Source organism: Streptococcus sp. HMSC073F11, from assembly GCF_001810785.1.
Lineage (GTDB): Bacteria > Bacillota > Bacilli > Lactobacillales > Streptococcaceae > Streptococcus.
Window position 1 is genome coordinate 624,660 of record NZ_KV802690.1, and the last position, 25,629, is coordinate 650,288.

26 protein-coding genes, 1 tRNA gene and 2 pseudogenes are annotated in these 25,629 nt (G+C 39.4%); 2 read left to right on the plus strand and 27 right to left on the minus strand.

Annotated features, from left to right (window positions below; genetic code table 11):
- Window positions 1-95: 95 nt before the first annotated feature.
- The 20 genes from HMPREF2764_RS04655 to HMPREF2764_RS04745 form a co-directional block, all read right to left on the minus strand.
- Window positions 96-812, minus strand: a complete 717-nt coding sequence (locus HMPREF2764_RS04655) for an alpha/beta fold hydrolase (protein WP_070527567.1) — start codon at window positions 810-812, stop codon at window positions 96-98.
- 3 nt (window positions 813-815) lie between these two features.
- Window positions 816-1,127, minus strand: a complete 312-nt coding sequence (locus HMPREF2764_RS04660) for a hypothetical protein (RefSeq protein ID WP_000420556.1) — start codon at window positions 1,125-1,127, stop codon at window positions 816-818.
- A gap of 119 nt (window positions 1,128-1,246) precedes the next feature.
- Window positions 1,247-2,989 (minus strand): glycoside hydrolase family 13 protein, encoded by a 1,743-nt coding sequence (locus tag HMPREF2764_RS04665; RefSeq protein ID WP_070527573.1) that lies wholly within the window; start codon window positions 2,987-2,989, stop codon window positions 1,247-1,249.
- Between the two features lie 164 nt (window positions 2,990-3,153).
- The gene (locus HMPREF2764_RS04670; RefSeq protein ID WP_023947684.1) at window positions 3,154-4,038 is read right to left on the minus strand and encodes a diacylglycerol/lipid kinase family protein; all 885 of its coding nucleotides are present in this window, start codon (window positions 4,036-4,038) and stop codon (window positions 3,154-3,156) included.
- A gap of 110 nt (window positions 4,039-4,148) precedes the next feature.
- A complete protein-coding gene (locus HMPREF2764_RS04675) occupies window positions 4,149-5,003 on the minus strand; it encodes an ADP-ribosylglycohydrolase family protein (protein ID WP_070527577.1) in 855 nt (284 codons plus the stop codon).
- A 40-nt stretch (window positions 5,004-5,043) separates the two neighbouring features.
- Entirely contained in the window at window positions 5,044-5,661 is a 618-nt protein-coding gene (locus tag HMPREF2764_RS04680; RefSeq protein WP_070527580.1) for an SAP domain-containing protein, read from the minus strand.
- A 334-nt stretch (window positions 5,662-5,995) separates the two neighbouring features.
- Window positions 5,996-6,406: a DUF7668 domain-containing protein gene (locus HMPREF2764_RS04685; RefSeq protein ID WP_070527584.1), complete on the minus strand. Its 411-nt coding sequence runs from the start codon at window positions 6,404-6,406 to the stop codon at window positions 5,996-5,998.
- A 75-nt stretch (window positions 6,407-6,481) separates the two neighbouring features.
- Window positions 6,482-6,610, minus strand: a complete 129-nt coding sequence (locus tag HMPREF2764_RS09635) for an ADP-ribosylglycohydrolase (protein ID WP_083306592.1) — start codon at window positions 6,608-6,610, stop codon at window positions 6,482-6,484.
- A gap of 11 nt (window positions 6,611-6,621) precedes the next feature.
- Window positions 6,622-7,428, minus strand: a complete 807-nt coding sequence (locus HMPREF2764_RS04690) for an alpha/beta hydrolase (protein ID WP_070527587.1) — start codon at window positions 7,426-7,428, stop codon at window positions 6,622-6,624.
- Between the two features lie 126 nt (window positions 7,429-7,554).
- Window positions 7,555-8,913, minus strand: a complete 1,359-nt coding sequence (rlmD, locus tag HMPREF2764_RS04695; RefSeq protein WP_070527590.1) for a 23S rRNA (uracil(1939)-C(5))-methyltransferase RlmD — start codon at window positions 8,911-8,913, stop codon at window positions 7,555-7,557.
- Window positions 8,914-8,987: 74 nt separating this feature from the next.
- Window positions 8,988-9,962 (minus strand): DUF1002 domain-containing protein, encoded by a 975-nt coding sequence (locus tag HMPREF2764_RS04700; RefSeq protein ID WP_070527593.1) that lies wholly within the window; start codon window positions 9,960-9,962, stop codon window positions 8,988-8,990.
- Between the two features lie 87 nt (window positions 9,963-10,049).
- Window positions 10,050-10,652 (minus strand): lysozyme family protein, encoded by a 603-nt coding sequence (locus HMPREF2764_RS04705; RefSeq protein WP_070527596.1) that lies wholly within the window; start codon window positions 10,650-10,652, stop codon window positions 10,050-10,052.
- Complete coding sequence (locus HMPREF2764_RS04710; RefSeq protein ID WP_000356115.1) at window positions 10,652-11,626, minus strand: nucleoid-associated protein; 975 nt, start codon at window positions 11,624-11,626, stop codon at window positions 10,652-10,654. The genes HMPREF2764_RS04705 and HMPREF2764_RS04710 overlap by 1 nt, the downstream gene beginning before the upstream one ends.
- Before the next feature lie 7 nt (window positions 11,627-11,633).
- Window positions 11,634-12,890 (minus strand): serine hydroxymethyltransferase, encoded by a 1,257-nt coding sequence (glyA, locus tag HMPREF2764_RS04715; protein WP_070527599.1) that lies wholly within the window; start codon window positions 12,888-12,890, stop codon window positions 11,634-11,636.
- Window positions 12,891-12,950: 60 nt separating this feature from the next.
- A complete protein-coding gene (locus tag HMPREF2764_RS04720) occupies window positions 12,951-13,382 on the minus strand; it encodes a GNAT family N-acetyltransferase (RefSeq protein ID WP_070527602.1) in 432 nt (143 codons plus the stop codon).
- A 1-nt stretch (window position 13,383) separates the two neighbouring features.
- Window positions 13,384-13,986, minus strand: a complete 603-nt coding sequence (locus HMPREF2764_RS04725; protein ID WP_070527605.1) for an L-threonylcarbamoyladenylate synthase — start codon at window positions 13,984-13,986, stop codon at window positions 13,384-13,386.
- Entirely contained in the window at window positions 13,970-14,806 is an 837-nt protein-coding gene (gene prmC / locus HMPREF2764_RS04730; RefSeq protein ID WP_000761866.1) for a peptide chain release factor N(5)-glutamine methyltransferase, read from the minus strand. Before prmC ends, HMPREF2764_RS04725 begins: the two co-directional genes overlap by 17 nt.
- Entirely contained in the window at window positions 14,806-15,885 is a 1,080-nt protein-coding gene (gene prfA, locus HMPREF2764_RS04735) for a peptide chain release factor 1 (protein WP_001028830.1), read from the minus strand. The genes prmC and prfA overlap by 1 nt, the downstream gene beginning before the upstream one ends.
- 9 nt (window positions 15,886-15,894) lie before the next feature.
- Window positions 15,895-16,374, minus strand: a complete 480-nt coding sequence (locus HMPREF2764_RS04740) for a GNAT family N-acetyltransferase (RefSeq protein WP_000151346.1) — start codon at window positions 16,372-16,374, stop codon at window positions 15,895-15,897.
- Window positions 16,364-16,963, minus strand: coding sequence for a thymidine kinase (locus tag HMPREF2764_RS04745; RefSeq protein WP_049500545.1), 600 nt, complete (start codon window positions 16,961-16,963; stop codon window positions 16,364-16,366). The genes HMPREF2764_RS04740 and HMPREF2764_RS04745 overlap by 11 nt, the downstream gene beginning before the upstream one ends.
- Before the next feature lie 122 nt (window positions 16,964-17,085).
- On the opposite strand from HMPREF2764_RS04745, the gene HMPREF2764_RS04750 reads away from it, so the two are divergent.
- Both HMPREF2764_RS04750 and mnmE read left to right on the plus strand, forming a co-directional pair.
- Window positions 17,086-17,268: a 4-oxalocrotonate tautomerase gene (locus HMPREF2764_RS04750; RefSeq protein WP_001117401.1), complete on the plus strand. Its 183-nt coding sequence runs from the start codon at window positions 17,086-17,088 to the stop codon at window positions 17,266-17,268.
- Between the two features lie 134 nt (window positions 17,269-17,402).
- Window positions 17,403-18,776: a tRNA uridine-5-carboxymethylaminomethyl(34) synthesis GTPase MnmE gene (gene mnmE, locus HMPREF2764_RS04755; RefSeq protein ID WP_000632734.1), complete on the plus strand. Its 1,374-nt coding sequence runs from the start codon at window positions 17,403-17,405 to the stop codon at window positions 18,774-18,776.
- Window positions 18,777-18,822: 46 nt separating this feature from the next.
- Here the strand turns inward: mnmE and dapA are convergent, their stop codons facing one another.
- The 7 genes and pseudogenes from dapA to HMPREF2764_RS09640 all read right to left on the minus strand — a co-directional run.
- Window positions 18,823-19,758 (minus strand): 4-hydroxy-tetrahydrodipicolinate synthase, encoded by a 936-nt coding sequence (gene dapA / locus HMPREF2764_RS04760; RefSeq protein WP_070527608.1) that lies wholly within the window; start codon window positions 19,756-19,758, stop codon window positions 18,823-18,825.
- A gap of 56 nt (window positions 19,759-19,814) precedes the next feature.
- Window positions 19,815-20,891: an aspartate-semialdehyde dehydrogenase gene (locus HMPREF2764_RS04765; protein ID WP_070527612.1), complete on the minus strand. Its 1,077-nt coding sequence runs from the start codon at window positions 20,889-20,891 to the stop codon at window positions 19,815-19,817.
- 379 nt (window positions 20,892-21,270) lie between these two features.
- Window positions 21,271-21,343 (minus strand) — tRNA-Thr (locus HMPREF2764_RS04770).
- Between the two features lie 65 nt (window positions 21,344-21,408).
- Window positions 21,409-24,525 (minus strand): annotated as a pseudogene (locus HMPREF2764_RS04775) (VirD4-like conjugal transfer protein, CD1115 family).
- Between the two features lie 4 nt (window positions 24,526-24,529).
- Complete coding sequence (locus HMPREF2764_RS04780) at window positions 24,530-24,775, minus strand: hypothetical protein (protein ID WP_070527615.1); 246 nt, start codon at window positions 24,773-24,775, stop codon at window positions 24,530-24,532.
- Between the two features lie 159 nt (window positions 24,776-24,934).
- A pseudogene (locus HMPREF2764_RS04785) lies at window positions 24,935-25,336 on the minus strand (single-stranded DNA-binding protein).
- Between the two features lie 112 nt (window positions 25,337-25,448).
- The coding region (locus tag HMPREF2764_RS09640; RefSeq protein ID WP_148129358.1) for an LPXTG cell wall anchor domain-containing protein at window positions 25,449-25,629 on the minus strand (181 nt) is incomplete at its 5' end.

Genomic DNA, 25,629 nt, shown 5'->3' on the forward strand with positions numbered 1-25,629 from the left:
TGAATGACAGAAAAAGAGCCTGTTCGTTTTTTGCTATCTGAATATTAATGATTTTTAGATTTAAATCTTATAACATTTTAAGTAATACAAGTAGCTCATTGAGAATAAGCGAGCCACTCATTAATCATACTAGCGATTTCTTTGGGTGCTTCAGTATAAACTTCATGGCTAACGTTTTCTAGAAAAATAGTATCAAAATAATCTGGCAATTCTTTTAATGCTTCCTCTCTCCATGTAGTTCCATTAGGATAGCGAGGACTGATAAACAAAGCATCTCCCACTTCTCTCTTAAAAGCTTGTATTTTCCTCCGTAGGCGGAGGATCGCTTCTATATTTTCATAATTTATAGCCAACTCATATCTATTATACTCCGCATTCCAGTGATAGGACTGTCTTACAGCTTTCTCCATATTTTCTGACCAATGCTTTGCTTCAGATTTTTCTTTAGAAATAAGAACATCTAAGTCCAAAATAATTTGAGATTTGATATAGTTTTTAGTTTCCTCTAATTCCGCATCTAAAGTTAAAATCTTATCTAAATCTAGATAGCCACCATCCAAAAGAATCAGTTTCTTCACTTCTTGAAATTCCGATGCGAGATAACGAGCCAAATCTCCTCCAAGAGAATGACCTATCAGACATATAGATTCTTCTTCTACAATCTCATTTTTAAACCATGATTTCAATTCTGTTTCATCTCGAAGATGCTTTTCATATGGATTTAGAAAGTAAACCTGCGAATCTAGTTCTTGAAGAAAATCCTTGCTATGATAGACATTGCTTCCCAAACCGCCAATAAAATATTTTTTCATTCTCTACTTAATACTATGCTTATTCATCTTTTGTTCAAAGATAGTCGTGATAATCTGACGTAATTCTTCGCGTTCTTTTTCCGGAATCTCACCACTTGTTTGAGCTGCAGCGTAGAGTTCAGGGTGTTCAATTGAAATGCGTTTAATCGTACGTGTTGTTGCATGTTTTCTGACGAAAAACGGAATGCGCTTAATCAAGTCTTGTGGTACTAGCGCAAGAATCTTCTCAGCAGTTTCCTTGTCACTAATCTTAGACGTAGTCAGCCCCTTCTTAATCATTTCCTGTTCTTTTTCTGTAAAATCTTTTAATTCCATTCGATTTGTCCTCCTATTTACTCTAAGTTAAATTATATACCAATTGTAGCAAGACGACAAATAGTCTGTTTGTAAAATCTTCTCTATACTACAACTTTCCTGTCGCTCATAATTGCTCTTTAATAAAAAATCACAAATCCTTTTGGAGAAATGACAAGCTGATTTTCCAATTCTTGGCAATTGTTTGCTAATGCTACGGTTTCCTTCTCTAAAAGATAATCATCTTTTGATTGGTTAAAGATTGCTTTGAAGATTTGGCCATCGCATTTCCATTCCAAGGCTACTAGATCCGGTTTGATTTCTTGAATGCTATACTTGCCATGCTGAATGGTTGATGACGCTTGTTTTCTAATATTAATCAGCTGCTTCATGAAATTCAGCATATGATTGTCACTTGATACACGTTCCCAAGGCATACAACGTCGACAATCTGGGTCTGGTCCTCCGGTTAAAGCTAACTCGGTTCCGTAATAAATGCACGGTGTTCCCTTTTGTAAAAAGAGAAAGGCTAGAGCTGATTTGACCAGTTGAGCATCTTCATTTGCCGTCCACAAGATTCGTTCTGTATCATGCGAATCCAAGAGATTAAACATAACCTCTGAAATCTGCTGTTTGTAATACATAGACTGACCATTGATTTCATCGATGAACTGATTAGTCTTCTTAATTCCTCGTAAGAAATAGTCCTTGATACTATCAGATAAAGGATAATTCATGACCGCATGGAACTCATCTCCATTTAACCAAGGCTGAGACGTATGCCAGACTTCTCCTAGGATATAAAGATCAGGCTTTTTAGCTAAAACTGCATTACGAAAATCCTTCCAGAACTGATGGTCAATCTCATTAGCCACATCCAAACGCCAAGCATCGATATCAAACTCTTCAATCCAATAAGTCGCAACCTTTAAAAGATAGTCCTTGACCTCTGGATTGGCTGTATTTAGTTTAGGCATATAGTCCTCGAAACCAAAAGCATGATAAGGTAAGTCTCTCTTATTAACTAGCTTTTCAGTTGTCACTGGGAATTGTTGAATATGGAACCAATCCTTATAAGCAGATTGCTCACCATTTTCGACAACATCTTGCCATTGAGGAGATTGCGAACCAATATGGTTAAATACCGCATCCAGCATGATTTTCATGCCACGCTGATGAGCTTGCTCGACCAGCTCCCGGAAGGTCTCCTTGTCTCCAAAATGACGGTCAATTTCAAAATAATCCGTCGTATTGTACTTATGATTGCTCGTGGATTCAAATATAGGACAAAGATAAAGTCCAGTAATCCCCAAGTCTTGCAAATAATCCAGATGGTCAATAATCCCCTGTAAATCACCACCAAAGAAATCATCACTTTTAGGTGTGATAGAGGAATCCCAGTCTAATGTCCCTTCTGGGTTTAATAGAGCATTTCCATTAGCAAATCTCTCAGGAAATATCTGATACCACACCGTATTTGAAACCCAGTCAGGAATCTGGCATGCATCAATCTCATGAAGATAAGGCAACTTAAATCCATTCCCAATAGCATGAAGATTTTCTAGAGAATTTTCCACACACCCTTTATCGCCATACAAAATACTTTGACCTTCTGTATCCTTGAGTTCAAAGAGATACTGGATACGTGCAAAGTCAACGGACACTTCAACCTGCCAATAATCAAAGATGGCGTCAGAAGTTAGCTTGGACATTTCCTTTGTATCCTGATAAAACTCCTCCATAAAGATAAAAGGGTCACCATAATGCAAGGTTATACTCTCAATATCCCCTTTCTTAGTTCGAATCCGAATATGAATCTTCTTATCCTTATAAAGATAGGCATACTCCGACTCAGTCCTATGGTAAATAGCACTTAATTCCATTAATTTGTCTCCTAGTTTACTTTCATCCGTATATAGCGCAAACGTTTTCACAATTGTTAATCTAGTATACTACTTTCGTATTTTATTTGCAAGGAATGTCAGTTCTTAAAAGAACTATCTTTTAAAGTATACAAAAAAGCCTTAAAAAAGGCTTTCTCTATATACTAATCCTCTTTCGGTTTTGAAAATACTTCTACCCGCTGAGCTAGGACTTTGATTGCTACAGGTAGGTTATCCGATTTATCGCCGTCAACATCTGACTCCAATTCACTATCTGAAGAGATCTTAATATTACGCGCTTTGATATACTCGATATTATCATTTGCAACAACATCCCCTTTTAGTAAATCAGGAATAACGGATAATTTAGAGAATATTGAAGCATCTTTCAGAATCAAAATGTTAGCATAGCCATCTTTGTTTTCTTCAAAGATTTTTTTGTCAGCGAAGTAATTTGTCAAGAGAACCAAAACATGGCTCGCTTCACCAACATAATTTCCATTTTCTGTCTCAACCTTAATGTTAAAGACCTGATCCGTCATGACAGACTTCATGGTATTTACAGCATAGGCTAAAATACCGAATTTTGTCTTGTCCTCGATTTCAACATTGTGAATCGCTTCAGGAAGAGAACCGATACTAAAGATATAGCCAAAATAATTGTCATTCGCTTTACCGATATCAATCTTATTGGTTAAGTTGAAATCCAGTTCATCAATCGCGGCATCAATGTCTTGATTGATTTCCAACAGTTTTGTAATGAGGTTACCCGTACCGCCTGGGATTATCCCTAACTTAGGAATGTATTCTCTCTCAGCAATACCCGAAATGACTTCATTGACAGTCCCGTCTCCACCGAAAACAACCACTGCATCAAACTGCTCACGAGAAGCTTCTTCAGCAAAATGTGTTGCATCCAAAGCTTTTTCGGTAATTTTGGTTTCTACGTGCTCAAAGTATTCTTTTGCTTTATTCTCCAGCTTTTCTTTGTAATCCAAGGCCTTCTCGCCACCAGAAGTAGGGTTGATAATTACCATTGCCTTTTTCATTAGTTTCTCCTTAATTTTAAATAGAAATGTTTACATTTCGTCTTATGCAAGTAAATGTAATCCTATTATACAATGAAAATACGGAAAAGAGAAATATGACGTACTGGAGATTAAAATGCTTTTATTCTATTTTCGCATCTAATGACTACATCCTTTAAGGGGTTATCCAAGTAAGAATAGGCCTTATCCTTTATCCAATCAGGAATTCCGTAAGCTGCCTCGGCTATACTTCCTGTGATTGCTGCAAGTGTATCACTATCGCCACCAAGTGAGATGGCATTCCTTATCGCATCTTCGAAGTCTCTACTTTCAAGAAAGGCAATAATGGCTTGAGGGACAGTTTCTTGACATGTTTCGTTAAAACGATAGTTAGGGCGGATTTCATCTAAAGTTTGAGATAGATTGTAGCCGTATGTCTTCTCTATATAATCCTTAATCCGTATTTTACACTCTGTAGGATTGTCATTAATTGGTTGCTCGTATTCTCTACAATAACCACCAAAGTAAAAACGACACAGAAAGATAGCATCAGCTGTAGCCATAGCGCCTTTTATACCTTCGGGATGATTATGGGTTACCTCTGCAGAAAGACTCGCAAGTCTTCTAGATGATGGCCACGTACCAGTTCTCTCATAGACATCACAGTCCATGACCCAAGCACATGGAGAAACACGCATAGCTGATCCATTCCCAAAGCTATTATAAGGCTCACGGTTATCGCTGTTTAGCCATGCATTAAACCGAGCACCGTAATCAGCATTCGGATACATTCTGCCGTATTTCTTCATCGCGTCAATGAAGTCGTCTTTTTGTCTCCCATTCATAATTGCTTCTGCAACAGCACAGGTCATAACCGTATCATCCGTGAAAAAACAGTCCTTCTGAAATAAAGGAAAGTTCTTCGTTTTGATATTGTTCCATTCGTAAACAGAACCGACAACATCTCCGATAATTGCTCCAAGCATAAGATCCCTCCTTGTGAACTATTGGTTTAGAATGATTTTTCTATTTCCCATACTCGTTTATTTTATCAGCATATTCAGTCAAAAGATTCTTTGAATAAATTTTTTCAGCTTTTGAATTTCCAACTTCTTTCCAAAGAATAGAAGCTACTTTTAGTTTGTTCGAGTAGGTGCGACTATTTTCGTCTGCACAGAAATCCTTTAAAAACTGATTCCATTGACAAACCGAATGATCATACTTGGCATAATCTGAATTTCCATAATAAACTTTTAACATATCTTGAATGGTAAAACTTAAATCATGTTCTCTTTTTACTTTTCTCCAAGCAGTGGCCATATCAGCAGTAAATTTAAAGGGGGAAACACCTGTTAAAGTTGAGAAATATTCTCTAAAGTGTGCATTAAAGGAGAATCCACATTCAAGTAAGGGCGTATCTAAGGTAACGACTTCTACTCGTTTCTTATTTCTTTTTACTGATGATTTTTTAATCAAGTTTCCCTTGAAGTACTGCTCAATAATATCATTGAGTTCTTGTTTTGTACCTCTATATTCAAGCCCTAATGACTTGCATATCTGTGAAAGTTCATCACGATACCAATAGTATTTATTAAATTCATCAAAGGATGTGATTTTATCAAACTCAGGTCTACTCTCTATCAATATAACACCTCCTTAAAAACAGTTTAGGTTTTCATTTCTAAATAATGGTATTTTTGTTTCTTTATTTTGAGGATTAGCAACGTTTCACTAACAAACTCACACACTCAGTGGTTCGGACTTACCGTATCATCAGTGAGAAACAAAGTCTTTTCCATCTTCTAAAGAATCAAACACGACTTAATCTTTAGAATAATCATTTTGGTACAATTCCAATAGATACATCTTCCATTCTCCCAATATTTGAAAAACTAACCGATATTTTAAGCAACTTACAATCAAATTATCTAGCCTTAATATACGCATTTATCATATAACGAAGATAATTAAGTGTTGTTTATCCAGGATCGACATCTATAGAAGTTATTTTGTAACCATCATTATTGTATAAAAATTCTAATTGTAGGGTTAAATCTACTAATTCAGAATCGGAGGTCATCTCATATTCAACAACAAAGCCAGTTTGATCATTAAATTCATAAACTTGTAGTTGGGAGTACTCATAATTCGGATGGAAATTACAATCTACTCCATATTCATCAATTTTATCAAAATCATTTAATTGTAATGAATCGTCAATATATTCAAGTAACTCTCTTACATCATCAACTTCTGAACCATCAACACAATCCAAAATATCTCTATAATTATTTAGATGAATTGCTCTTAAAATCTTTTTAAGTATTTCAATTACTTTTTCATCATCTAGGTAGTTTTCTTTGTACTCAAAATCATCAAATATTCCCATGATAATACTTCCTTTTTTGTAATCAACTTTAAATCTTATGAATATTAAAAATGTTTCACTAACAAACTTACACACTCAGCGGTTCGAACTTATCGTATTATCTGTAAAAAAGCACTCTTTCCTAAATAAAGGAAAGTCCTTCGTTTTGATATTGTTCCATTCGTAAACAGAACCTACAATGACTCCAACAATTGCTCCTAGCATGGTATTCCTCCTTATGGCATATCAGATTCGTTACACATTTCTAATGAGTCACTCTTTAAAAATGGCACCACCAAATCAATCCACTCATAAGGCAGGTAAGCTGATAAATAACCGTGGTTATAGCCCTTTGCTTCATACAAAATTGTATTTGAATGTAGCTGATGAAATAATTTCGCTGATTCTTTCACACAGTTCAATTCTTTTTCACCATAGATATACAGAACCTGAGCCTTGCTAGCAGAAATCATATCTTTCAGCTTGTAACATCCCATATAGTTTTTGTAAATGGTCACCAATGTTTTGACAGGGGTCCTTGGCAAATCCTCCAAATAATAAGCTTTTATTTCCTCTGGATAAGCCAGTTTAGGATAGAGTTTGTTCATCATGCTTAACTGAAGTTTGCAAGAGAATATATTGAACATCAGTTTACCAAATAGAGACACTAGAAAGATGCTGATTTTAGCTAACCTTGGTTGAGGAATACAGAGGCTTCCATCTATGATGGCCTTCTCAGTAATTTCACTGTCTAAAGACAAAAGCTCCATGGCAATTTGACCACCAAGTGAAACACCACCGATTGCAAACAATTTCCCACCACAGTTTTCTTTGATATAGTCTAGAATCTCCAAAGCAGAATCTTCAGTAGAAACATAATCAAGTTGATATTCCTCGCCGTGGCCATTCAAAGTGGGCAGAATAATACGGTATTCTTCTGACAAGATTCGTGCTTGACGAAGATAATTCCACCAAGAACTTCCACCACCATGTATCAGTAAAATAGGAGGCAAATTCTTATCACCAAATTCATGGAATTTCATGTTTAAACTCCTTACTGTAGGACTTTCGCTAGCTACACCCTTGTTTAATCAGCTCGTACAAGCAGTGATACCGCCTCAACATGATACGTTTGTGGAACTCAAAAGGTTCGGGGAACCTTTTTAGGTTTAACTGCGTTTCACTAACAAACTCACACACTCAACATGATGCGTCTGCGGAAATAAATCCACCGGTTGTACTTTCTTCAATTCATATCCCAACTCTTGGTAGAGTTTGATATCACGCGCCATGGTTGCGACATTGCATGAGATATAGGCAATTCGGTCTGCTCCTATTTGACTACTTGCCTTGATAAAGCTTTCTGTCAACCCCTTGCGTGGTGGGTCCACCAAGATAACGGTTGGTTGAATACCTTCCTTAAGCCAATTCTTCATTGCATTTTCAGCCATGTCACAAACATAGTGGGCGTTGGTGATATTGTTTAATACAGCATTCTTCTGGCTATTCTCAACTGCTTCTGGAATCACTTCAACACCGTATACTTCTTTAACATGCTTTGCAACGGATAATCCAATCGTTCCAATCCCTGAATAGGCATCGATCACCACATCATCTGCTTTTAACTCCGCAAACTCAATGGCTGTTTGATAGAGTTTCTCCGCCATTTGAGTATTGACTTGGTAGAAAGCTGGGCCAGCGATTTGGAAATCATTTCCCAACATCTGGTCCGTAATATAGTCTTGGCCATAAAGTGTGCGCCATTCTTTCCCAAAAATCGCATTGGTATTCTGGTCGTTGATATTTTGCATGACAGAGGCAATCTCTGGGAACTGCTTAATAAGTTGTTCAATCAACTGCTCCACTCGGAAAACTTTAGGACGTGTAGTCACTAAAATAACCATGATTTGTCCTGAATGATGCCCACGACGCACAACGAGGTTTCGAATCAAGCCAGACTGTTCCTTTTCATCATAAGGTTTCAAATCATACCGACGAAGCAAATCTCGAAGAACTACCACAACTCGGTCAATGACAGGATCCTGGATGAAGAAATCTTCAATGGGCATAAGGTCGTGCGAATTTTTACGGAAAAAACCAGTTTCCAAGACACCATTCACTCGACGAACGGGCACCTGTGCCTTATTTCGATACTTGACTGGATGTTCCATGCCGAGCGTTTCAGCAACTTCTACATCTGTAATACCAGCAATCTTGTAGAGACTGTCTTTGACTTGCTTGGTTTTAAACTTGAGTTGCTCTGGATAGGCAAGATGACCCAAATCAGCGATACCTGAGCGTAGATAAGCTAGGTCAAGGCCTTGGTTACGATGCGGAGAATATGTAAGGTATTCTTCAACCTTCCCAAAGCCAATCTTTTTATTGACCTTAAGAACACGCATGAGGATTTTCTCAGTTGGTAGAGCATTTTCTACAAAGAAAACCAAACCATCTACCTTAGCAACTCCAGCACCTTCATGGGTCAAATCAACAATTTCAACTTCTACAATATCATTTTTCTTTAACATATTTTTCACTTTCTATCGGCCGACAAAAAAAGACGGCAACATTTCTGTTACCATCTATTATATCATGAAATGACCTAAGCACCAAAACTCTTGAAGAAGTTGACAATGGCCTGCCATAGGGAGCTAAAGAAGTTGCCCCCGTCTTCTAGCGCTTTATTGGCATCAAAGTTGAGGTTGATATTTTTAAAGCTATCTCCAGCTTGGGAAACAATGCTATCCTTGAGGTCTTTTAGGGTTTTAGTGAAATCAGCATTATTCAAAATGTCACTCTTTGAGAGATTAAGTGCAAAATTGATGATGATATTGACCTGGTTTCCTGTTATAACCTGATCGAGTTTGTAGTTTTTTAGGGTATCTTCAACGATTTTGCGGACATCTTCTTCTGTCAGATTTCCTTTGGCTTCTTTTGCCTTTGCAATTCCTGCCTTGATATCTGCCAAAGCGACATTGAGTTTATTGGCATCGTAACCTGACTTGTCCTTGTTTTCAGCATTGATATCTGACAAGGCCTTTAGCTCTTCTTGGGCCAAGTCTTTATTGGCTTGTGGTACTTTGGCACCATTGGCCTCTAACGAGTAGTAAATTCCTGCTAGGGCACTCTCACCTGTAACTGGAATAGGAGCTGCAACTGTGATTTTGGCATGCTCCACTCCCAGCGTCACTGCTGCGTTACGGTACATATCCTGCGTCACCTTGGTGATATTTTCAGGCGTTTCAATCTTGGCTTCTAGAGGCGACTTATCACCTAGCTTTTGAATCTTAGCTGAAGAATAGAGCTGTAGACTAGCATCATTAGCCACATTCATAATTTTCGAATAGATATCAGGTGTCATAGTTTTGATATCTTTGGTGTCTTTTGATGCGTCATAGCCAAGTTTGCTAAGAGTTTGATTTTTCTGGTCTTCAGATAGAGAAGAACCTAGAACATATTCTGGTTGTACATAGGTTTCATCGATTACTTTTTGAACATCAGTTGCTGCGTGGACGCTCGTCATAGCTGTTGCGGCCCACAATACTGCAGCACTTGTTAGAAAGAATTTCTTTCTCATGGGATATTCCCTCCTTTACCTTTCTAGGGTAATAAAACAATCTTAAAGAAAACTTATAGTGAAAAAACACCTGGTCAAACCAGATGTTTAGAAGAAATTAAAGAATTTCATGATATAGAGATTAAAGCGAACCTGTCTCGAGTAGTAATAATTTCCACCATTTTCATAGAGTTCGGCTCCGTGAAAGATAGAAATAGGGTTGATATAGGTGTAGGTCTTCCCTGTAGTATTACCTAGGATTGGAGCGACCGTTTCTCGGGAGTAACGCTTGGCTAGGGCCAAAGTATTTTCCTTACCATTCTGAGCGATAAAGTCGATATAGGCAGGCCCAAAATTATAGGCTTGAACAGCGGTCCAGACATCTACCCCCTTGCTCTGAGCCAGATAGAGGTTATCTGTTAGAGTTTGAATACCTTGACGAATACTAGAGGCATTATCATTGATAGTGTTGGTTGAACCACTTGCAGACTCACTAGACTGCATGACATCCCGCTCTTTACCCTTCGTTTCGGTATAAATCATGGCGAGCACCAACTCTTCATTAGCTGGAGTATCTCTTTCACTGAGGATTTCCCGAACCATAGGTTGGTAGGTCATGACTTGTTTAACATCCTGATGGATATGATAAGCTTTGTATCCTGCGAAAAGGAAGACTGCTAGCACAAGCATTCTTCTTATAAATTTAAACATTATTTACTTTGAATATCCTCGATATTTTTGATTAAGATAGAATAGGTTCCATTGTCATTTTGGATAAACTCAACAGACTCGGCGTCTTGATAGACGTTATTGGGAACGATGAGCTCGATTCCATTTGACAAGGAAAGTTTTTGGTTTTCAAATTTCTTGAGCTGACGACTGGCATCAATTTCATCAAACTGGACTGGTTCTGGTACAGCTTCCTTGACTTGGTCGATAAAGCTCAAGCGAGCTGTCAGATTATTATCAAAAAGGTCGTTAGCCAATTTCTCAGGAGACAGTTCATTGCTTTCTTCAAGATTGTTGAAAATCGCTGATTTGACCTTGGATTGAAATTGAAAATCATCTGTGTTAAAGGACTCTGCAATTCTCTGGGCTGTTTTCTCCAGTTCCTTGATGGATTTCTTTGGTGAAATCTTAGGTGCAACAGCTAGGAGATTTTCTGAAAAGTAGTTCAAAAAAGTCCCATTGTACTTGATGCGTTTTTCAATCAGATGGTACTTGCGACTTTGAAGATTGACCACCAAGGCCTCATCAGCCCCCGTTCCAAATCCAGGTAGGTTATTCTGAGTTAGCTTGATTGGGTTATCAACTTCTCCACCAAGGTGAGTCAAGGTCTCACGTAGAGCAATTCGCAAGAAAGCGAAATGTTCGACGCCTTCTTTAGAAAACTGAACAAAAACCAAGTCATTGGTCTTGAGATTTTCAGAAATGCTGAACTCCTCTTTCCAGAGATTAGCCAGTGTTACTGATGTCTCCAACAAATCGTCTGTGATGTGATTGAAGAAGGGATTTTCTTCTTCGAAAATCCCAGTCTTTGCTTCATCTGAATACACGCGTTCGATTTTTTTACGTAGGTATTCCTCGATTTTTGGCGTGATATTGAGAAACTTATCCGCTAGAAACAGCTCGGTATCATCTGGGCTGAACTGATGGATAATGGCTTTCTTAATATAAATGTCCATAAAAGTTTTAGTCCTCGTATAATGGGAAGGCATCTGTCAATTCTTTGACTTCACTTCTCACTTCTTCTAAGACAGCTTCATTTTCTGCATTCTTAAGAGTTTTAATGATGAGTTCAGCCACTTTACGGCTTTCTTCTTCACCAAATCCGCGTGCAGTGATGGCTGCTGCTCCGATACGAATTCCACTTGTCTTGAATGGTGACAAAGTTTCGTAAGGGATTGAATTTTTATTTAGGGTAATATTAACTTCATCCAGCAAGTTTTGAGCCACTTTTCCGTTTTCAACAACCTTAGTAACATCCACTAAAAATAGGTGATTTTCAGTACCGCCAGAAATGATACGGAAATCAGAGTCTTGCAAGAAGACTTCAACCATAGCCTTGCTGTTTTTGATGACATTAGCAGCATATTCCTTGAAGGCTGGGTCCAAAACTTCTTTGAATGAAACCGCCTTAGCAGCGACAACATGCTCCAAAGGACCACCCTGAATACCAGGGAAAATAGCTGAGTTGATTTTCTTAGCTAGGTCTTCATCATTTGTCAAAATCAAACCACCACGCGGTCCACGAAGGGTTTTGTGGGTCGTTGTTGTCGTGATATGAGCGTATGGTACTGGGCTTGGGTGAAGACCAGCTGCCACCAAACCAGCGATATGAGCCATATCGACCATAAGCTTAGACCCAACAGCATCTGCGATTTCACGGAATTTTGAGAAGTCGATAATTTGAGAATAGGCTGAAGCACCTGCTACGATTAGTTTTGGTTTTACTTCTTGGGCTTGTTTCAAGATAGCATCAAAGTCCAAGAGTTCCGTTTCAGGATCCACACTATAAGAAACAAAGTTGTAGGTTTGACCAGAGAAGCTAACTGGAGCTCCGTGGGTCAAGTGTCCACCTGCTGCCAAATCCATTCCCATAACGGTATCACCTGGCTCAATCAAGGCCATGTAAGCCGCACAGTTGGCTTGGCTTCCTGAGTGAGGTTGGACATTGGCGAATTTAGCACCGAAAATTTCTTTTGCACGTTCAATAGCTAGAGTTTCTACCACGTCTACTACATCAGTTCCACCATAATAACGGCGTCCTGGGTAACCTTCAGCGTATTTATTCGTCAAGATAGACCCTTGAGCTGCCATAACAGCCTTGGAAACCACGTTTTCCGAAGCAATCAACTCAATATTGTTTTGCTGGCGTTCTTCTTCTTTGGCAATAGCATTCCAGAGATCAGCATCGTATGCTTTAAAATCGTCTTTGTCAAAAATCATAGGTCTTCTCCTTTATAGTGTGACTGGTCCTTTAGTTTGTTTTTCCAATAAGAAAATAAACTAAAAGATGCGAATAAACCGTTTCTGCACTTTATCACAAGTATAACCAACTTTTTCGTAAAATGCATGAGCTCCCAGACGATGATCAGCAGAGTTTAAGCGGATAAACTCATAGCCCCGTCTTTTTGCTTCTTGATCCAACCCTTGCAGTAAGCTTTTACCGATACCTTGCCCTTGCGCTTGAGGCGAAACCGCTAAGCCTAAGATATTAAAGCCTGCCTTGGAATAGAGGGATTCATAAACTTCAGCATGGACATATCCAAGTAAGACATGGCTGACTTCATCCTCATAGCCAAGTAGGAAATGATGGGAGTCCTGAGACAGTCTAGCTAGTTGACTAGCTGTGTCCTCTGGACTAAAAGAGTAACCCAAAGCCTCTTGGTTAATCTCACATAAAGCATTCACATCTGTTTCTTGCAAATCTCTTAGCATCTCATTCCTCCTCAAAAGAAATCTCTGGCAACCGAGCAAGAATATCTTCTCGCTTAATGGCCCCTTGGCGTAAGATTTTCACCTTGTCTCCAGACAAATCCAAAATCGTCGAATCCTGTCCAGTTAGAAAAGTGTCGTCCTCCAGACCCAGAACCTCTTGGTCAAAATCCTGTAGAATTTGAGCAAAGGTCACTCCACTTGCCTGACCCGAAATATTGGCAGACGGCCCAATCAAAGGTCCTGTCTCTCGAATCAAATCCAGTGTAATGGGGTGATTCGGCATCCGAAACCCAACAGTTGCAAGACCAGAATTGACCCAAAAGGGAACTCGGTCATTGGCTTCGAGGATAATGGTCAAGGGACCTGGTAAAAAGGTCTCTACAAGCTTTTGTAGATAAGTTGGCTGTTTCTTTGAAAAGTGCAAGATGTCCTCTAGAGAAGCAACATTAAGATTGAGCGCCTTATCTCTAGGACGACGTTTGAGTTGGTAAACATGGTCGACAGCTTTTTCGTCTAAGGCCTTAGCAAAGAGGCCGTAAACTGTCTCTGTAGGCAAAATGACTGCCCCACCCATTTCCAACTCTTGTCTAATCCTGTCCATCATCAACTACAACCATCCTATCTTGACCAAATTGGTCTTTGAGTGTTCGTACCCGTTTTTCGGGAAGATGCTTCCTAAAAAGCGCAGGAACACTTTGACCTTGATTGTATCCAATTTCAAGGTAAATCTTACCACCATATGTGAGATAGTCTTTTGCATCTTCCGCAATTCTGCGGTAAATAGCTAGGCCATCCTCATCTGCAAAGAGAGCTAGATGAGGCTCCGAATGCAAAACATTCAAACCAACCTCTGACTCATCTTCGCGAGAGATATAGGGTGGATTGGATACAATTATATCATATTTTTCAGAAATTTCTGCAAAACAATCAGATTTTTTAAAAAATATATTAAGATTTTGATTACTAGTATTCTCTGATGCAAGCTGCAAAGCGTCTTGGGAGATATCTGCTGCTGTCACTGACCAATCTGGTCTGTTTTTAGCTAATGCGAGAGCTATGGCGCCACTTCCAGTCCCGATATCTAGGACCTTAAGCTTATCCTCAGGATTTTCGGCCAGGATAAGTTCTACCAACTCTTCTGTTTCTGGACGAGGAATCAAAACCCGCTCATCCACTTTTAACTGCATTCCAAAGAAATCTGCCTGTCCGATGATATACTGAGCTGGTTTATGGGACGCTAACTGCTGGAAAATTTCTTCTACAAATTGTTTTTCGGCCTCTGTTACCTCTTGCTGGAGGGCAAAGACAAAGTCTGTAAAAGAGAGATTTTTTAAGCTACGATAGACAAAAGAGAGGCTTTCTGCTTCCTCTCCTTGTCTTATCAACTCTTCTTCAAAATCTGAAAATAATTGAGCTAATTTCATTATTTGTTTAATTCTTCTAATTTTTGTGTTTGGTCATAAAGAACCAAAGCATCCACAACTTCATCCAATTTACCAGATAAAATCGTATCTAGTTTTTGGAGGGTCAAGCCGATACGGTGGTCTGTGACACGGTTTTGAGGGAAATTATAAGTACGGATACGTTCTGAACGGTCACCAGTACCGATAGTAGACTTACGTTCAGCGTCTTGTTCATCTTGAGCAATCTGAGCAAAATGGTCAGCAACACGCGCACGAATGATTTTCATGGCCTTCTCACGGTTCTTCTGCTGGGTACGTTCTTCCTGCATCTCAACCTTGATATTGGTTGGCAAGTGAACGATACGCACGGCAGTCGCAACCTTGTTGACGTTCTGTCCACCAGCACCAGATGCGTGGTAGATATCAACACGAAGGTCTTTTGGATCAATATCGTATTCTACTTCTTCGACTTCAGGCATAACAAGAACTGTCGCAGTTGAAGTGTGTACACGACCTTGGCTTTCTGTCACAGGGACACGTTGCACACGGTGGGCACCAGACTCATACTTGAGTTTAGAGTATACAGACTGACCAGAAACCATAGCAACCACTTCCTTGAAACCACCGACACCGTTCATAGAGGCTTCCATGACTTCAAAGCGCCAGCCTTGTGCTTCCGCATACTTTTGGTACATGGTTAGAAGGTCTCCAGCGAAAAGTGCTGCTTCATCTCCACCAGCTGCTCCACGGATTTCAAGGATGATGTTCTTATCATCGTTTGGATCCTTTGGAAGCAGCAAGATTTTCAATTTTTCTTCGTATTCTTCTTTTTCAGCCTTGGCATCTTTCAGCTCTTGCTTGGCCATTTCTTCCAAGTCCGCATCTCCGCCTGATTCTTTAATCATCTCTTCGGCATCAACGATGTTTTGAAGAACTTGTTTGTACTCACGGTATGCTGTTACCGTATCACGAGTTGAAGCCTCTTCTTTTGAAAGCTCCATGAAACGCTTGGTGTCTGAAACGACATCAGGGTCACTCAGCAATTCTCCTAATTCTTCATAACGGTCTTCTACAGTTTGTAGTTGATCATAGATGTTCATTTTTTCTCCTTATTTCTCAATTGTTAAATCATAGTTTGCTACTACTTCGTTCTCAAATATTTCCCCAGTTTCTTTAAATCCATAACTGAGGTAACAAGATCTTGCATGTTCATTTTCTGGATCATAAGACAACCAAAGTTTATTGCCTAAACCTGCTGGCGCTGTCCGAACATAGTCCAGCACTTTATCCATAATTGGTTTAAAATATCCTTGATTTTGAAAATTCTTATCAATCATAAAACGAAATAGTAAATAATTTTTACTACTAATTCCGATCTTTTTATCATAAGCTATCATCACAAAACCTATAATTGCATTATTATCATAAACTGCCAATGGAGCTACAAAATCTCCATTTTTAGTATAGACATATGCTTCAGCTAAACTAATTGCGTTGGTTGCAATGAATTGTTTTTGATATTCCTTGACATCCAAATTCAAAACATCAAAATAATTTCCCATTGTAACATCTCTTAGTTCAATTGTCATAGTTTTGCTCCTTATTAGATACTATCATTGGCGCAAAATAATGTTTACGGCAGACTGAGATATAGGTTTCATTTCCACCGATCTGAATTTGTTCGCCATCATAGACTGGTACACCCTCGTGCGTGCGCAACACCATAGTCGCCTTTTTCTTACAATACTGACAGATAGTCTTGATTTCGTCAATCTTATCTGCTAAAAGCAAGAGGTATTTGGAACCTTCGAATAATTCATTGCGAAAGTCATTTTTCAAACCAAAAGCCATGACAGGTATGTCTAACTCATCAACAACACGAGCTAGGTCGTAAACATGGTGACGCTTGAGAAATTGAGCCTCATCAACTAGCACACAGTAAGGTTTTTCAGGTAAGTCTCGAATATAGCCAAAGATATCCGTCGCTTCCTCAATCGCAATGGCTGGGCGTTTCATGCCGATTCGGCTCGACACATAGCCAACACCGTCACGCGTATCCAGAGCCGAAGTCATAATCACAACTCCCTTTCCTTGCTCCTCGTAGTTATAGGCCACCTTGAGAATCTCAATCGTCTTACCAGAGTTCATGGTCCCATAACGATAATACAACTGTGCCATGCTTCTATTTTACGTCCATTTCTAAATTTTTGCTACATTCTAGTATATCATAATTTTCTGAAGCTTTAAACGGCAAAATGTGGTAAAATAGAAGAAATCAAAAACTAGTGGAGGAAGCTACTATGCCATTTGTACGCATCGATTTATTTGAAGGTCGAACGCTCGAGCAAAAGAAAGCTCTTGCTAAGGAAGTAACGGAAGCTGTTGTCCGCAACACTGGAGCCCCTCAATCAGCCGTTCATGTCATCATCAACGACATGCCAGAAGGAACCTACTTCCCTCAAGGGGAAATGCGCACCAAATAATCCAGCTTAAGCAGAATTGCTTAGGCTTTTTCAATCTCCAAGTAGCATCCATTGAAGAAATAGTCTAATTTTGTTACAATTTGAAGAGATGCTTGGATACCTATCCTAAGAAAAGAAATACAAAAGGAATTAGTATGATTACACGTGAATTTGATACCATCGCTGCTATCTCTACTCCACTAGGTGAAGGAGCCATTGGTATTGTCCGCCTGAGCGGAACAGATAGCTTTGCCATTGCGCAAAAGATTTTTAAAGGAAAAGACTTGAGCAAGGTTGCAAGCCATACCCTCAACTACGGTCACATTATTGACCCGCAGACAGGGAAGGTCATGGACGAAGTTATGGTTGGAGCTATGAAGTCTCCAAAGACCTTCACTCGTGAGGATATTATCGAGATTAACACTCACGGTGGGATTGCGGTGACCAATGAGATTCTCCAACTAGCTATCCGTGAAGGAGCTCGGTTGGCAGAACCTGGTGAATTTACCAAACGCGCCTTTCTAAACGGTCGTGTGGACTTGACACAGGCCGAGGCAGTGATGGACATCATCCGTGCCAAGACAGACAAGGCCATGAATATTGCAGTCAAACAATTGGACGGTTCTCTTTCTGACCTCATTAATAATACTCGCCAAGAAATCCTCAATACACTTGCCCAAGTTGAGGTCAATATTGACTATCCTGAGTATGATGATGTTGAGGAAGCTACTACTGCTGTTGTCCGCGAGAAGACTATGGAGTTTGAGCAATTGCTAACCAATCTCCTTAGAACAGCTCGTCGTGGTAAAATCCTTCGTGAGGGAATTTCAACTGCCATTATCGGCCGTCCCAACGTTGGGAAATCCAGTCTTCTCAACAATCTCCTGCGTGAAGATAAGGCCATCGTAACAGACATCGCTGGTACGACACGAGATGTTATCGAAGAATACGTCAACATTAACGGGGTTCCTCTCAAATTGATTGATACTGCAGGTATTCGTGAAACAGATGACATCGTGGAACAAATCGGTGTCGAGCGTTCTAGAAAAGCCCTCAAGGAAGCTGACTTGGTACTACTAGTACTAAATGCCAGCGAACCACTAACAGCACAAGACAGACAACTTTTAGACATCAGTCAAGATACCAACCGCATTATTCTACTTAATAAAACGGATCTTCCTGAAGCGATTGAAACTTCAGAACTCCCTGAAGATCTCATCCGTATTTCAGTTCTTAAAAATCAAAACATTGATAAAATCGAAGAGCGTATTAACGACCTCTTCTTTGAAAATGATGGTTTGGTTGAGCAAGATGCTACTTACTTGTCAAATGCCCGTCATATTTCCTTGATTGAAAAGGCCGTTGAAAGCTTACAAGCTGTTAATGAAGGGCTGGAACTGGGGATGCCAGTTGATTTGCTTCAAGTTGACTTGACTCGTACTTGGGAAATTCTTGGAGAAATCACAGGTGATGCAGCTCCTGATGAACTCATTACCCAACTCTTTAGCCAATTCTGTTTAGGAAAATAAGAAAAATCCATGATCGTTCTTGCGGTCATGGATTTTATTGTCTTTATTAGTAATCTGGTCTTAAGACACCTGTTACAGTTGCCTTAGTTGCTTCGTAGTCACCATCTACGACAACTTTGATGATGCGTTTGGCATCTTCTTCTGGTGCTGGAACAAGAGGTAGACGAGTTGGCCCCGCTTCAAATCCCATGTAGTTCAAAACTGCCTTAACTGGAGCAGGACTTGGATAAGAGAAGAGGGCATTGACCTTAGGAATGAATTTACGCTGAATAGCTGCAGCTTTCTTCATATCGCTTTCTGCAATGGCAGTGAACATCTCGTGCATCTCATCTCCATTTGTATGGGAGGCAACAGAAATAACCCCATCCGCACCAAGGTTCATGGCATGGAAGGCATCTCCATCTTCACCTGTATAAATCAAGAATTCTTCTGGCTTGTGCTCAATCAAGTAAGCCATATTTGCCAAGCTGGTACATTCTTTGACACCAATGATATTTGGATGGTCAGCCAAACGAAGCATGGTTTCTGGAGTTAATTCCACTACTACACGCCCTGGAATGTTATAGATGATAATAGGCAAGTCAGAAGCATCTGCAATAGCTTTAAAGTGCTGATACATGCCTTCTTGTGAAGGTTTGTTGTAGTATGGTACGATTGCAAGTCCAGCAGCGAAACCGCCAAATTCTGCGACTTCTTTGACAAACTCAATAGAGTCACGCGTATCATTGGTACCCACACCCGCAATCAAAGGAACACGTCCATTGACAACTTTTTGTACAGCCGCAAAGAGCTCCAACTCTTCATCGTGGGTCAAAGTTGGACTCTCAGCAGTCGTTCCAGCTAGAAGAATTGCATCTGTGTGATGGGCCAATAAATGCTCAATCAAGGCTGGAATAGCATCAAAGTTGATGGAACCATCCTCATGGAAAGGGGTAATAAAGGCCGTGATGATTTTACACTCTTTTAAATCTTGATAAGACATGAGAAACACCTCTCTATTTCAAAGAAGGAGTTCATCTGAACTCCTAAACGATATGACTATTTTAATTCAAATTTCAACTCAGCTGTTGGACGAACCAATCCACGTTCGTGAAGCGTTTCTGCAATCTGAACTGAGTTCCAGGCAGCACCTTTGAGAAGGTTATCTGAAACAACCCACATATGGATTCCTTTTTCAGCATCTAAGTCTTTACGGATACGACCAACAAAGGTATCACGTGAACCAACTGCATTGATGGCTTGCGGATAGATTTGATGCGCTACGTCATCCTCAAGAACTGCACCTGGAAAGGCTGCGATAGCTGCTTTCACTTCTTCGATTGGAGCCACTTCTTTTGTTTCGATATAAACTGACTCAGAGTGAGCTGACAAGACTGGAATACGCACACATGTTGCAGACACTGCGATGCTATCATCTTCCATGATTTTCTTCGTTTCCTTAGTCATCTTCATCTCTTCGTAAGTGTAATCATTGTCAGTGAAGACATCGATTTGTGGAAGAGCGTTAAAGGCGATAGGATAGTGTTTCTTATCACCGCCTGAAGGCAAGATTTCCGCATGCAAATCACGTGGATTCACATCGTCATTCAAGACTTCACGAAGTTCACGTTGTGTTTCAAGAATCGCACCCATACCAGCACCTGAAACCGCTTGGTATGTTGAAACGATGATACGGTCCAAGCCCCATTTTTGACGAACAGGCTCAAGAGCCACCATCATTTGGATTGTTGAACAGTTAGGGCAGGCAATGATTCCGTTGTGGGCATCAAGTGCATGAGCATTGACCTCTGGAACAACCAAAGGAACATCTGGATTTTGACGGAAATAAGATGTGTTATCTACTACTACCGCTCCAGCTTGAACTGCGTATGGTGCATACTTAGCTGATGTCGAACCACCTGCTGAGAAGAGTGCAATATCAACACCCTCAAAAGCTGTCTCAGTCGTTTCTTCAATCGTAATATCTTTGTCTTTAAATTTCAAAGTTTTGCCTGCTGAACGTGCAGAAGCAAGGTAACGAATTTTATCGATTGGAAGTGTTGATTCTTCCAACATTTTTATCATCTGAGCTCCGACAGCACCTGTCGCGCCGACTACAGCAACTGTATATCCCATAAATAACCTCTTTCGGAATTTTCTAAAAATTTCTATAATAGATGTATTATACTACTTTTTCCATGAATTGCAAAGCTTTTTCATCATTTTTTGGAAAATAAAAATCCCCAGTCGCTAGACTAGGGACTAAGAGGCATCTTCATGTGATGAGCAGGTTCACACAACTCATCAAGGTCCGCTCCTGCGTTATGACCTCCTTATGCTCAATAGTAGTCCGAAGACTACCTATCGACTCATCGCGTCTATTATATTACTAGAAATAAGTGGTTTTGTCAATAAGAAATCTTTGCAGGATGACTTTTATTATACAAAAGTCAGAATTTTTTCTCGCGAGCATAAGAAAAAACTCTTGTGCTCAAGAGTTTCCCTGTAAATATCATGCTAATTGCCGGGATTGAACCGGCGACCTCATCCTTACCATGGATGCGCTCTGCCAACTGAGCTAAATCAGCTTACTTAAAAAGTATACTATAGTTAGAAAAACTTGTCAAGTTTCTATAACTTATTATATATCTTTTTAGATAACTTCATCCGCAAAGAAGTCGTCTCCATCATCATAATAATCATAGTCACCTTGAATGACACTAGCTACAGCCGCCTGGAATAGTTCATCTGTAGATGTAAATGATTGGGATTGTACCTTTTGCCCTTTACTATGACGACCTGATAGTTTAGGAGTTTCTACATTGTTGCTGAGGAGAGGCATGGTCAAACGTTGCCTCCAGTCTATGATGTTGTTGAAGGCTGTACCTGCATCAACTGCGATCTTCTGGAGTTCTAGCTCACGGTGCGCACTTTCGACTGGAATATCCGCAAGAGTCATCGATGTATCAAATTCCTCTTGTAAGAACATGTACTTGTAAGGGAAGCTCGTCTTATCATGTGCGAAGATTGGATCCATTGTAACCTTACGTCCAACATTATCCCGTCCCTTGACTCCACGTAAGATAACCGCTTCTCCTTCCTGGAGCTTAGCCAATTGAGTTGGTGTCAACAACTCTTGTTTTGGATTCTCGACTGACACGTTTGGATTGGCTTCGTCTAGGATATTGCTGGATCGTCGTCTCCTTGTGATAGTACGTGTGCCCAAATCAGCACTAAATTTCTTATTGGTGTCTGAAGATATTGTTTTAACGTAAACTTTTAATGAACAGTTGTCCATGATAGTTCGGGCAACATTTTGCCCATATTTATCATCCAATTGTTCTAGATTTTGAATCCATAGATAATAGAGAATGTTTTGACCCAATCCAATAGATATTTTTGTATCCATGTGAGGAATCGCAGGGATATTTGTAAACTCATCTAAAATATGGAGAATCCGATTAATACATTTACGACCACTTGAGAGAGCAAGCTCATAGTTAGCATTCAATAGCTGATCTAAGAATAACGAAACAATCCCATTATACTCTGTTCAGTTTGGCGGTGTTACCAGATAGATAACTCTTGGTTTATCGGAGTAAATCAACTCAATATCTGACTCTTGGAGAAGATTTTGGGTATCTTCTTTATCCTTTAAGACGGTTATATCGATATGATCTAAAATTGGCTTTTGGGTATACTCATCGAGTTCTAGCATTTCACTATCTCTTCGATAGACTTTCTCAGCTGAGAATTGGAAGACTCGATCCCGAACTGGAGACTTACCATTTTTCTTATGATTAAAATCAATCGTAACCGTAAACTGATCTGGAAGTTTAGGTTCGATGGCATAAGTCAGATAGCCTTCTCCATCAATAAGAGCTGTCGCTTGTTTTACATAATCGACTTTCTTTTCGACTTTCCCCCACTTCTTCAATCCTGTAATCGTTACTTTAGCAGTTTTGTGCTTGAATTCATTTTTAAGTTGACTATTAGTGCTTGATCTCAGCTTGACAGACAATCGACGTGGAAAACCAAAAGACTCTAAGTCAATAGAGTTTTTAGAAGTGAGCTTCGCCACATTGTCTTGCAAGAACAGGTTGATTCCTGTCATCATGCTAGAGTAGACATTCCCTTTAGTCTCATCACCACCAAAGTCTGAAGCACGAAATTCGATATCAGCCATTTGTCTAAATTTCGAGAATTGTTTTTGATTGATTTGTCTCAAATTATCAAAATAGACTGTGATTTTTGACTTCTTCGATAATTGTTGTTCTCTGCTTGGATTCTCAACGATTTCTCCAGCACCATCTACAAATACTTCTTCAGACCCCATTGTCGCCAAGAATTTCGCAACGTTAGGAATTGTAATGGTATCCCAGGCATCGTCTTCACCATTTTGATAGGTTTCATTGGCTCGATCCATCAAAGCCATTGTCAGAGCATTAAACAGGGATATAGAAGACTTACGGAAGTATTCAGCATTCCCCTTCTCTCCACCTTTTTGTTTCGGATAAATGGATTCTGCGACTGCATTGACATAGGTTTGAGTTTTCTCATAGTAGCCCTTCTTTGCAGCAGCGATAGCTAGAGCTAGCGGATTGAAAGACATAGACCAATCCATATTTTGGAAAGAAAGAACATTGACATCATAGTCACGTTGCCTCATGAGTTTATAGAAGGCTTGATAATGTTCCCCTTTCGGGTCTGCTAGTACCATCGATGGCTGCAATTCAGCACGACTGTTGATTTCAATTGCTGGAGTAATATGACCTTCACCCTTACCTGAACGAGTCATCCCAATTCCTAACAGATTCGTCGGCTTATCTTCAATGTAATAATATCCAGAAGGAAAAGCTAACATTCCTAAAATCCGCTCCGCATTTGTCACGCATCGGCTCATTTTTCTATTTTGCCATAACATTTGAGTTCTCAGTGTTTGTCCTGCTAAATCATGAGTCAGTTCATGAAGTACAGGAGCTCCACCTTCACCTGGATAAGTTAAATCTTTATTGGGGATCTTTTTGTATTGACGACGAATTTCATCAATCGTCACAAAACGGTCATCTCCTTCTTCGTTGTTGTTATAGTCTCGAAACTGCTCGAAGTTTATCCAAGCAGATTTCCAGGCGATAACTAAGCCCAATAGAAAGATTGGAAATGCTAAAATTAGTGCTATTAAGAAGACTTTAGCTTGAAACAAGAGGCTGTTTAAGTCAAAGTTTACGGCTTTACTAGCATCTTTAAACGACCAGGCACTAAAATAGAGAAAGCGAATTGTGGCTCTCAAAACAGTAACCAGATAATTGGTTAAGATAAAAGCAATAAAGCTAAAACCTAATCCCATATAAACGAAGCTTCGATAACTTTTAAAATAAAGAATCGGTTTCATTTCTTTATCAAATCGTTTCCGTTCTCGTTTAACAAAAGGGAGAGTGTAGAACATCCTGAAGAAAATATTCCAAAGGATGAGAGAGACAAGCGCTAAGAGTTTAGGTATGAATGACTTCATCCAATTGAACAACCCTCTAATTGATTTGAACCATACTTGTTTCCAATCAATTTCTTTACGATTTTTCCATCCTCTTTTTATTGTCTGGTTTAAACTAGTCTTACCTGCTAATAACCTTTGATAATGTCTTAAAAAATACGGCTGGAAGAGTTTGAATAGGTCATAACCTGCGCCTCCTAGAAAAAGGAAGGTATTGATCCAACTGGATCGAATCAGTTGGATAAGGGTATAAAATACTACTTCAAATAACTCAAACAAACTACTACCCCCTTACACCTTCCAAAAACCATTCCATTTTTCGAGTATAAAAGCTCGAAAAGAGAAATATGTGAAACTGTAGCCTTGTAGAGGCTTTCTCATAACGGTTAAAATAGTTTTCCAACCATTTCTCTCCATCCAATTGAAGAATATTCAAGCGACTGGATCGACTTTGTTCTAAATAATTGGTCACCTGAAGAGATTCCGCAATCAATTCATCAGACAGATAATTGTATTTTTGTCTTGCCATTGTTGCTCTCCTTTCTTATTATCTCTTAATTCCTCTCTATTCTAAAGGATAATATCAAATTCTTTGTTAAAGGAACAAAAGATATTGTTATATCATAAGTTATATAACTTTTTGTACAACAAAAAAGCACACAAGTGTTCTTGTATGCTTTCAATCCCTTTAGAATGGGGATTCTACATCCATTGGTTCAGTATAAGATGGAGGAATAGAACTTGGTATCGGCTGAGAAAAGCCCTGTTGTTCCTGCTTATGTCGGTTAGATGCTTCCCTATTTTAAAGGAAAGTAATTCCTCCTTGTTGATTTGGGGAAATAAACTGATACGTCCGACGTTGACCCTGTTCATCATTATAAGGTCATTGGATAATTTTTCCTTTTAAGAGGATCGGAGAGCCTTTAGATAGGCTCTGAGCCATCAATTCCGCTTGTTTTCCATAAACTTGTACATGGAAGAAATTAGAGATTGGTTTATTTGTATCATCAGTCATACTCGAATCACAAACAAACTCAAATTTGAAACTGGCATGACCATTTTGAGTTTGACCTACTGCATCATTTGGAATAAATGCAACACGTCAAGAAGCAATAAATACTTGCATTTTTTCTCCTTTCAATAAAGACCACAAGAGAGTTATACCCTAGCTTGTGGTCATCCTTTCATTTTAGTTCGTCAAATTAGTTTTCTTTTGACTTACGAAGACCTGCAAGACTCAATAATCCCAAAATCATTCCTACAACTGGAAGCATGCTAATTGCTGTTCCTGTATTTGGTAGTGATGGTTCCTTAGGCTCTTGCGGATGTTCTTCAGGAGTTTTTGGCTCTGGTTTTGGCTCTGGTTTTGGTTCTGGTTTTGGT

Excerpts from the sequence above, each read along its gene's own strand:
- HMPREF2764_RS04655 (WP_070527567.1), bottom strand. The coding sequence starts at position 812 with ATGAAAAAATATTTTATTGGCGGTTTGGGAAGCAATGTCTATCATAGC.
- HMPREF2764_RS04660 (WP_000420556.1), bottom strand. The coding sequence starts at position 1,127 with ATGGAATTAAAAGATTTTACAGAAAAAGAACAGGAAATGATTAAGAAG.
- HMPREF2764_RS04665 (WP_070527573.1), bottom strand. The coding sequence starts at position 2,989 with ATGGAATTAAGTGCTATTTACCATAGGACTGAGTCGGAGTATGCCTAT.
- HMPREF2764_RS04670 (WP_023947684.1), bottom strand. The coding sequence starts at position 4,038 with ATGAAAAAGGCAATGGTAATTATCAACCCTACTTCTGGTGGCGAGAAG.
- HMPREF2764_RS04675 (WP_070527577.1), bottom strand. The coding sequence starts at position 5,003 with ATGCTTGGAGCAATTATCGGAGATGTTGTCGGTTCTGTTTACGAATGG.
- HMPREF2764_RS04685 (WP_070527584.1), bottom strand. The coding sequence starts at position 6,406 with ATGGGAATATTTGATGATTTTGAGTACAAAGAAAACTACCTAGATGAT.
- HMPREF2764_RS09635 (WP_083306592.1), bottom strand. The coding sequence starts at position 6,610 with ATGCTAGGAGCAATTGTTGGAGTCATTGTAGGTTCTGTTTACGAATGG.
- HMPREF2764_RS04690 (WP_070527587.1), bottom strand. The coding sequence starts at position 7,428 with ATGAAATTCCATGAATTTGGTGATAAGAATTTGCCTCCTATTTTACTG.
- rlmD (WP_070527590.1), bottom strand. The coding sequence starts at position 8,913 with ATGTTAAAGAAAAATGATATTGTAGAAGTTGAAATTGTTGATTTGACC.
- HMPREF2764_RS04700 (WP_070527593.1), bottom strand. The coding sequence starts at position 9,962 with ATGAGAAAGAAATTCTTTCTAACAAGTGCTGCAGTATTGTGGGCCGCA.
- HMPREF2764_RS04705 (WP_070527596.1), bottom strand. The coding sequence starts at position 10,652 with ATGTTTAAATTTATAAGAAGAATGCTTGTGCTAGCAGTCTTCCTTTTC.
- HMPREF2764_RS04710 (WP_000356115.1), bottom strand. The coding sequence starts at position 11,626 with ATGGACATTTATATTAAGAAAGCCATTATCCATCAGTTCAGCCCAGAT.
- glyA (WP_070527599.1), bottom strand. The coding sequence starts at position 12,890 with ATGATTTTTGACAAAGACGATTTTAAAGCATACGATGCTGATCTCTGG.
- HMPREF2764_RS04720 (WP_070527602.1), bottom strand. The coding sequence starts at position 13,382 with ATGCTAAGAGATTTGCAAGAAACAGATGTGAATGCTTTATGTGAGATT.
- HMPREF2764_RS04725 (WP_070527605.1), bottom strand. The coding sequence starts at position 13,986 with ATGATGGACAGGATTAGACAAGAGTTGGAAATGGGTGGGGCAGTCATT.
- prmC (WP_000761866.1), bottom strand. The coding sequence starts at position 14,806 with ATGAAATTAGCTCAATTATTTTCAGATTTTGAAGAAGAGTTGATAAGA.
- prfA (WP_001028830.1), bottom strand. The coding sequence starts at position 15,885 with ATGAACATCTATGATCAACTACAAACTGTAGAAGACCGTTATGAAGAA.
- HMPREF2764_RS04740 (WP_000151346.1), bottom strand. The coding sequence starts at position 16,374 with ATGACAATTGAACTAAGAGATGTTACAATGGGAAATTATTTTGATGTT.
- HMPREF2764_RS04745 (WP_049500545.1), bottom strand. The coding sequence starts at position 16,963 with ATGGCACAGTTGTATTATCGTTATGGGACCATGAACTCTGGTAAGACG.
- HMPREF2764_RS04750 (WP_001117401.1), top strand. The coding sequence starts at position 17,086 with ATGCCATTTGTACGCATCGATTTATTTGAAGGTCGAACGCTCGAGCAA.
- mnmE (WP_000632734.1), top strand. The coding sequence starts at position 17,403 with ATGATTACACGTGAATTTGATACCATCGCTGCTATCTCTACTCCACTA.
- dapA (WP_070527608.1), bottom strand. The coding sequence starts at position 19,758 with ATGTCTTATCAAGATTTAAAAGAGTGTAAAATCATCACGGCCTTTATT.
- HMPREF2764_RS04765 (WP_070527612.1), bottom strand. The coding sequence starts at position 20,891 with ATGGGATATACAGTTGCTGTAGTCGGCGCGACAGGTGCTGTCGGAGCT.
- HMPREF2764_RS04780 (WP_070527615.1), bottom strand. The coding sequence starts at position 24,775 with ATGGCAAGACAAAAATACAATTATCTGTCTGATGAATTGATTGCGGAA.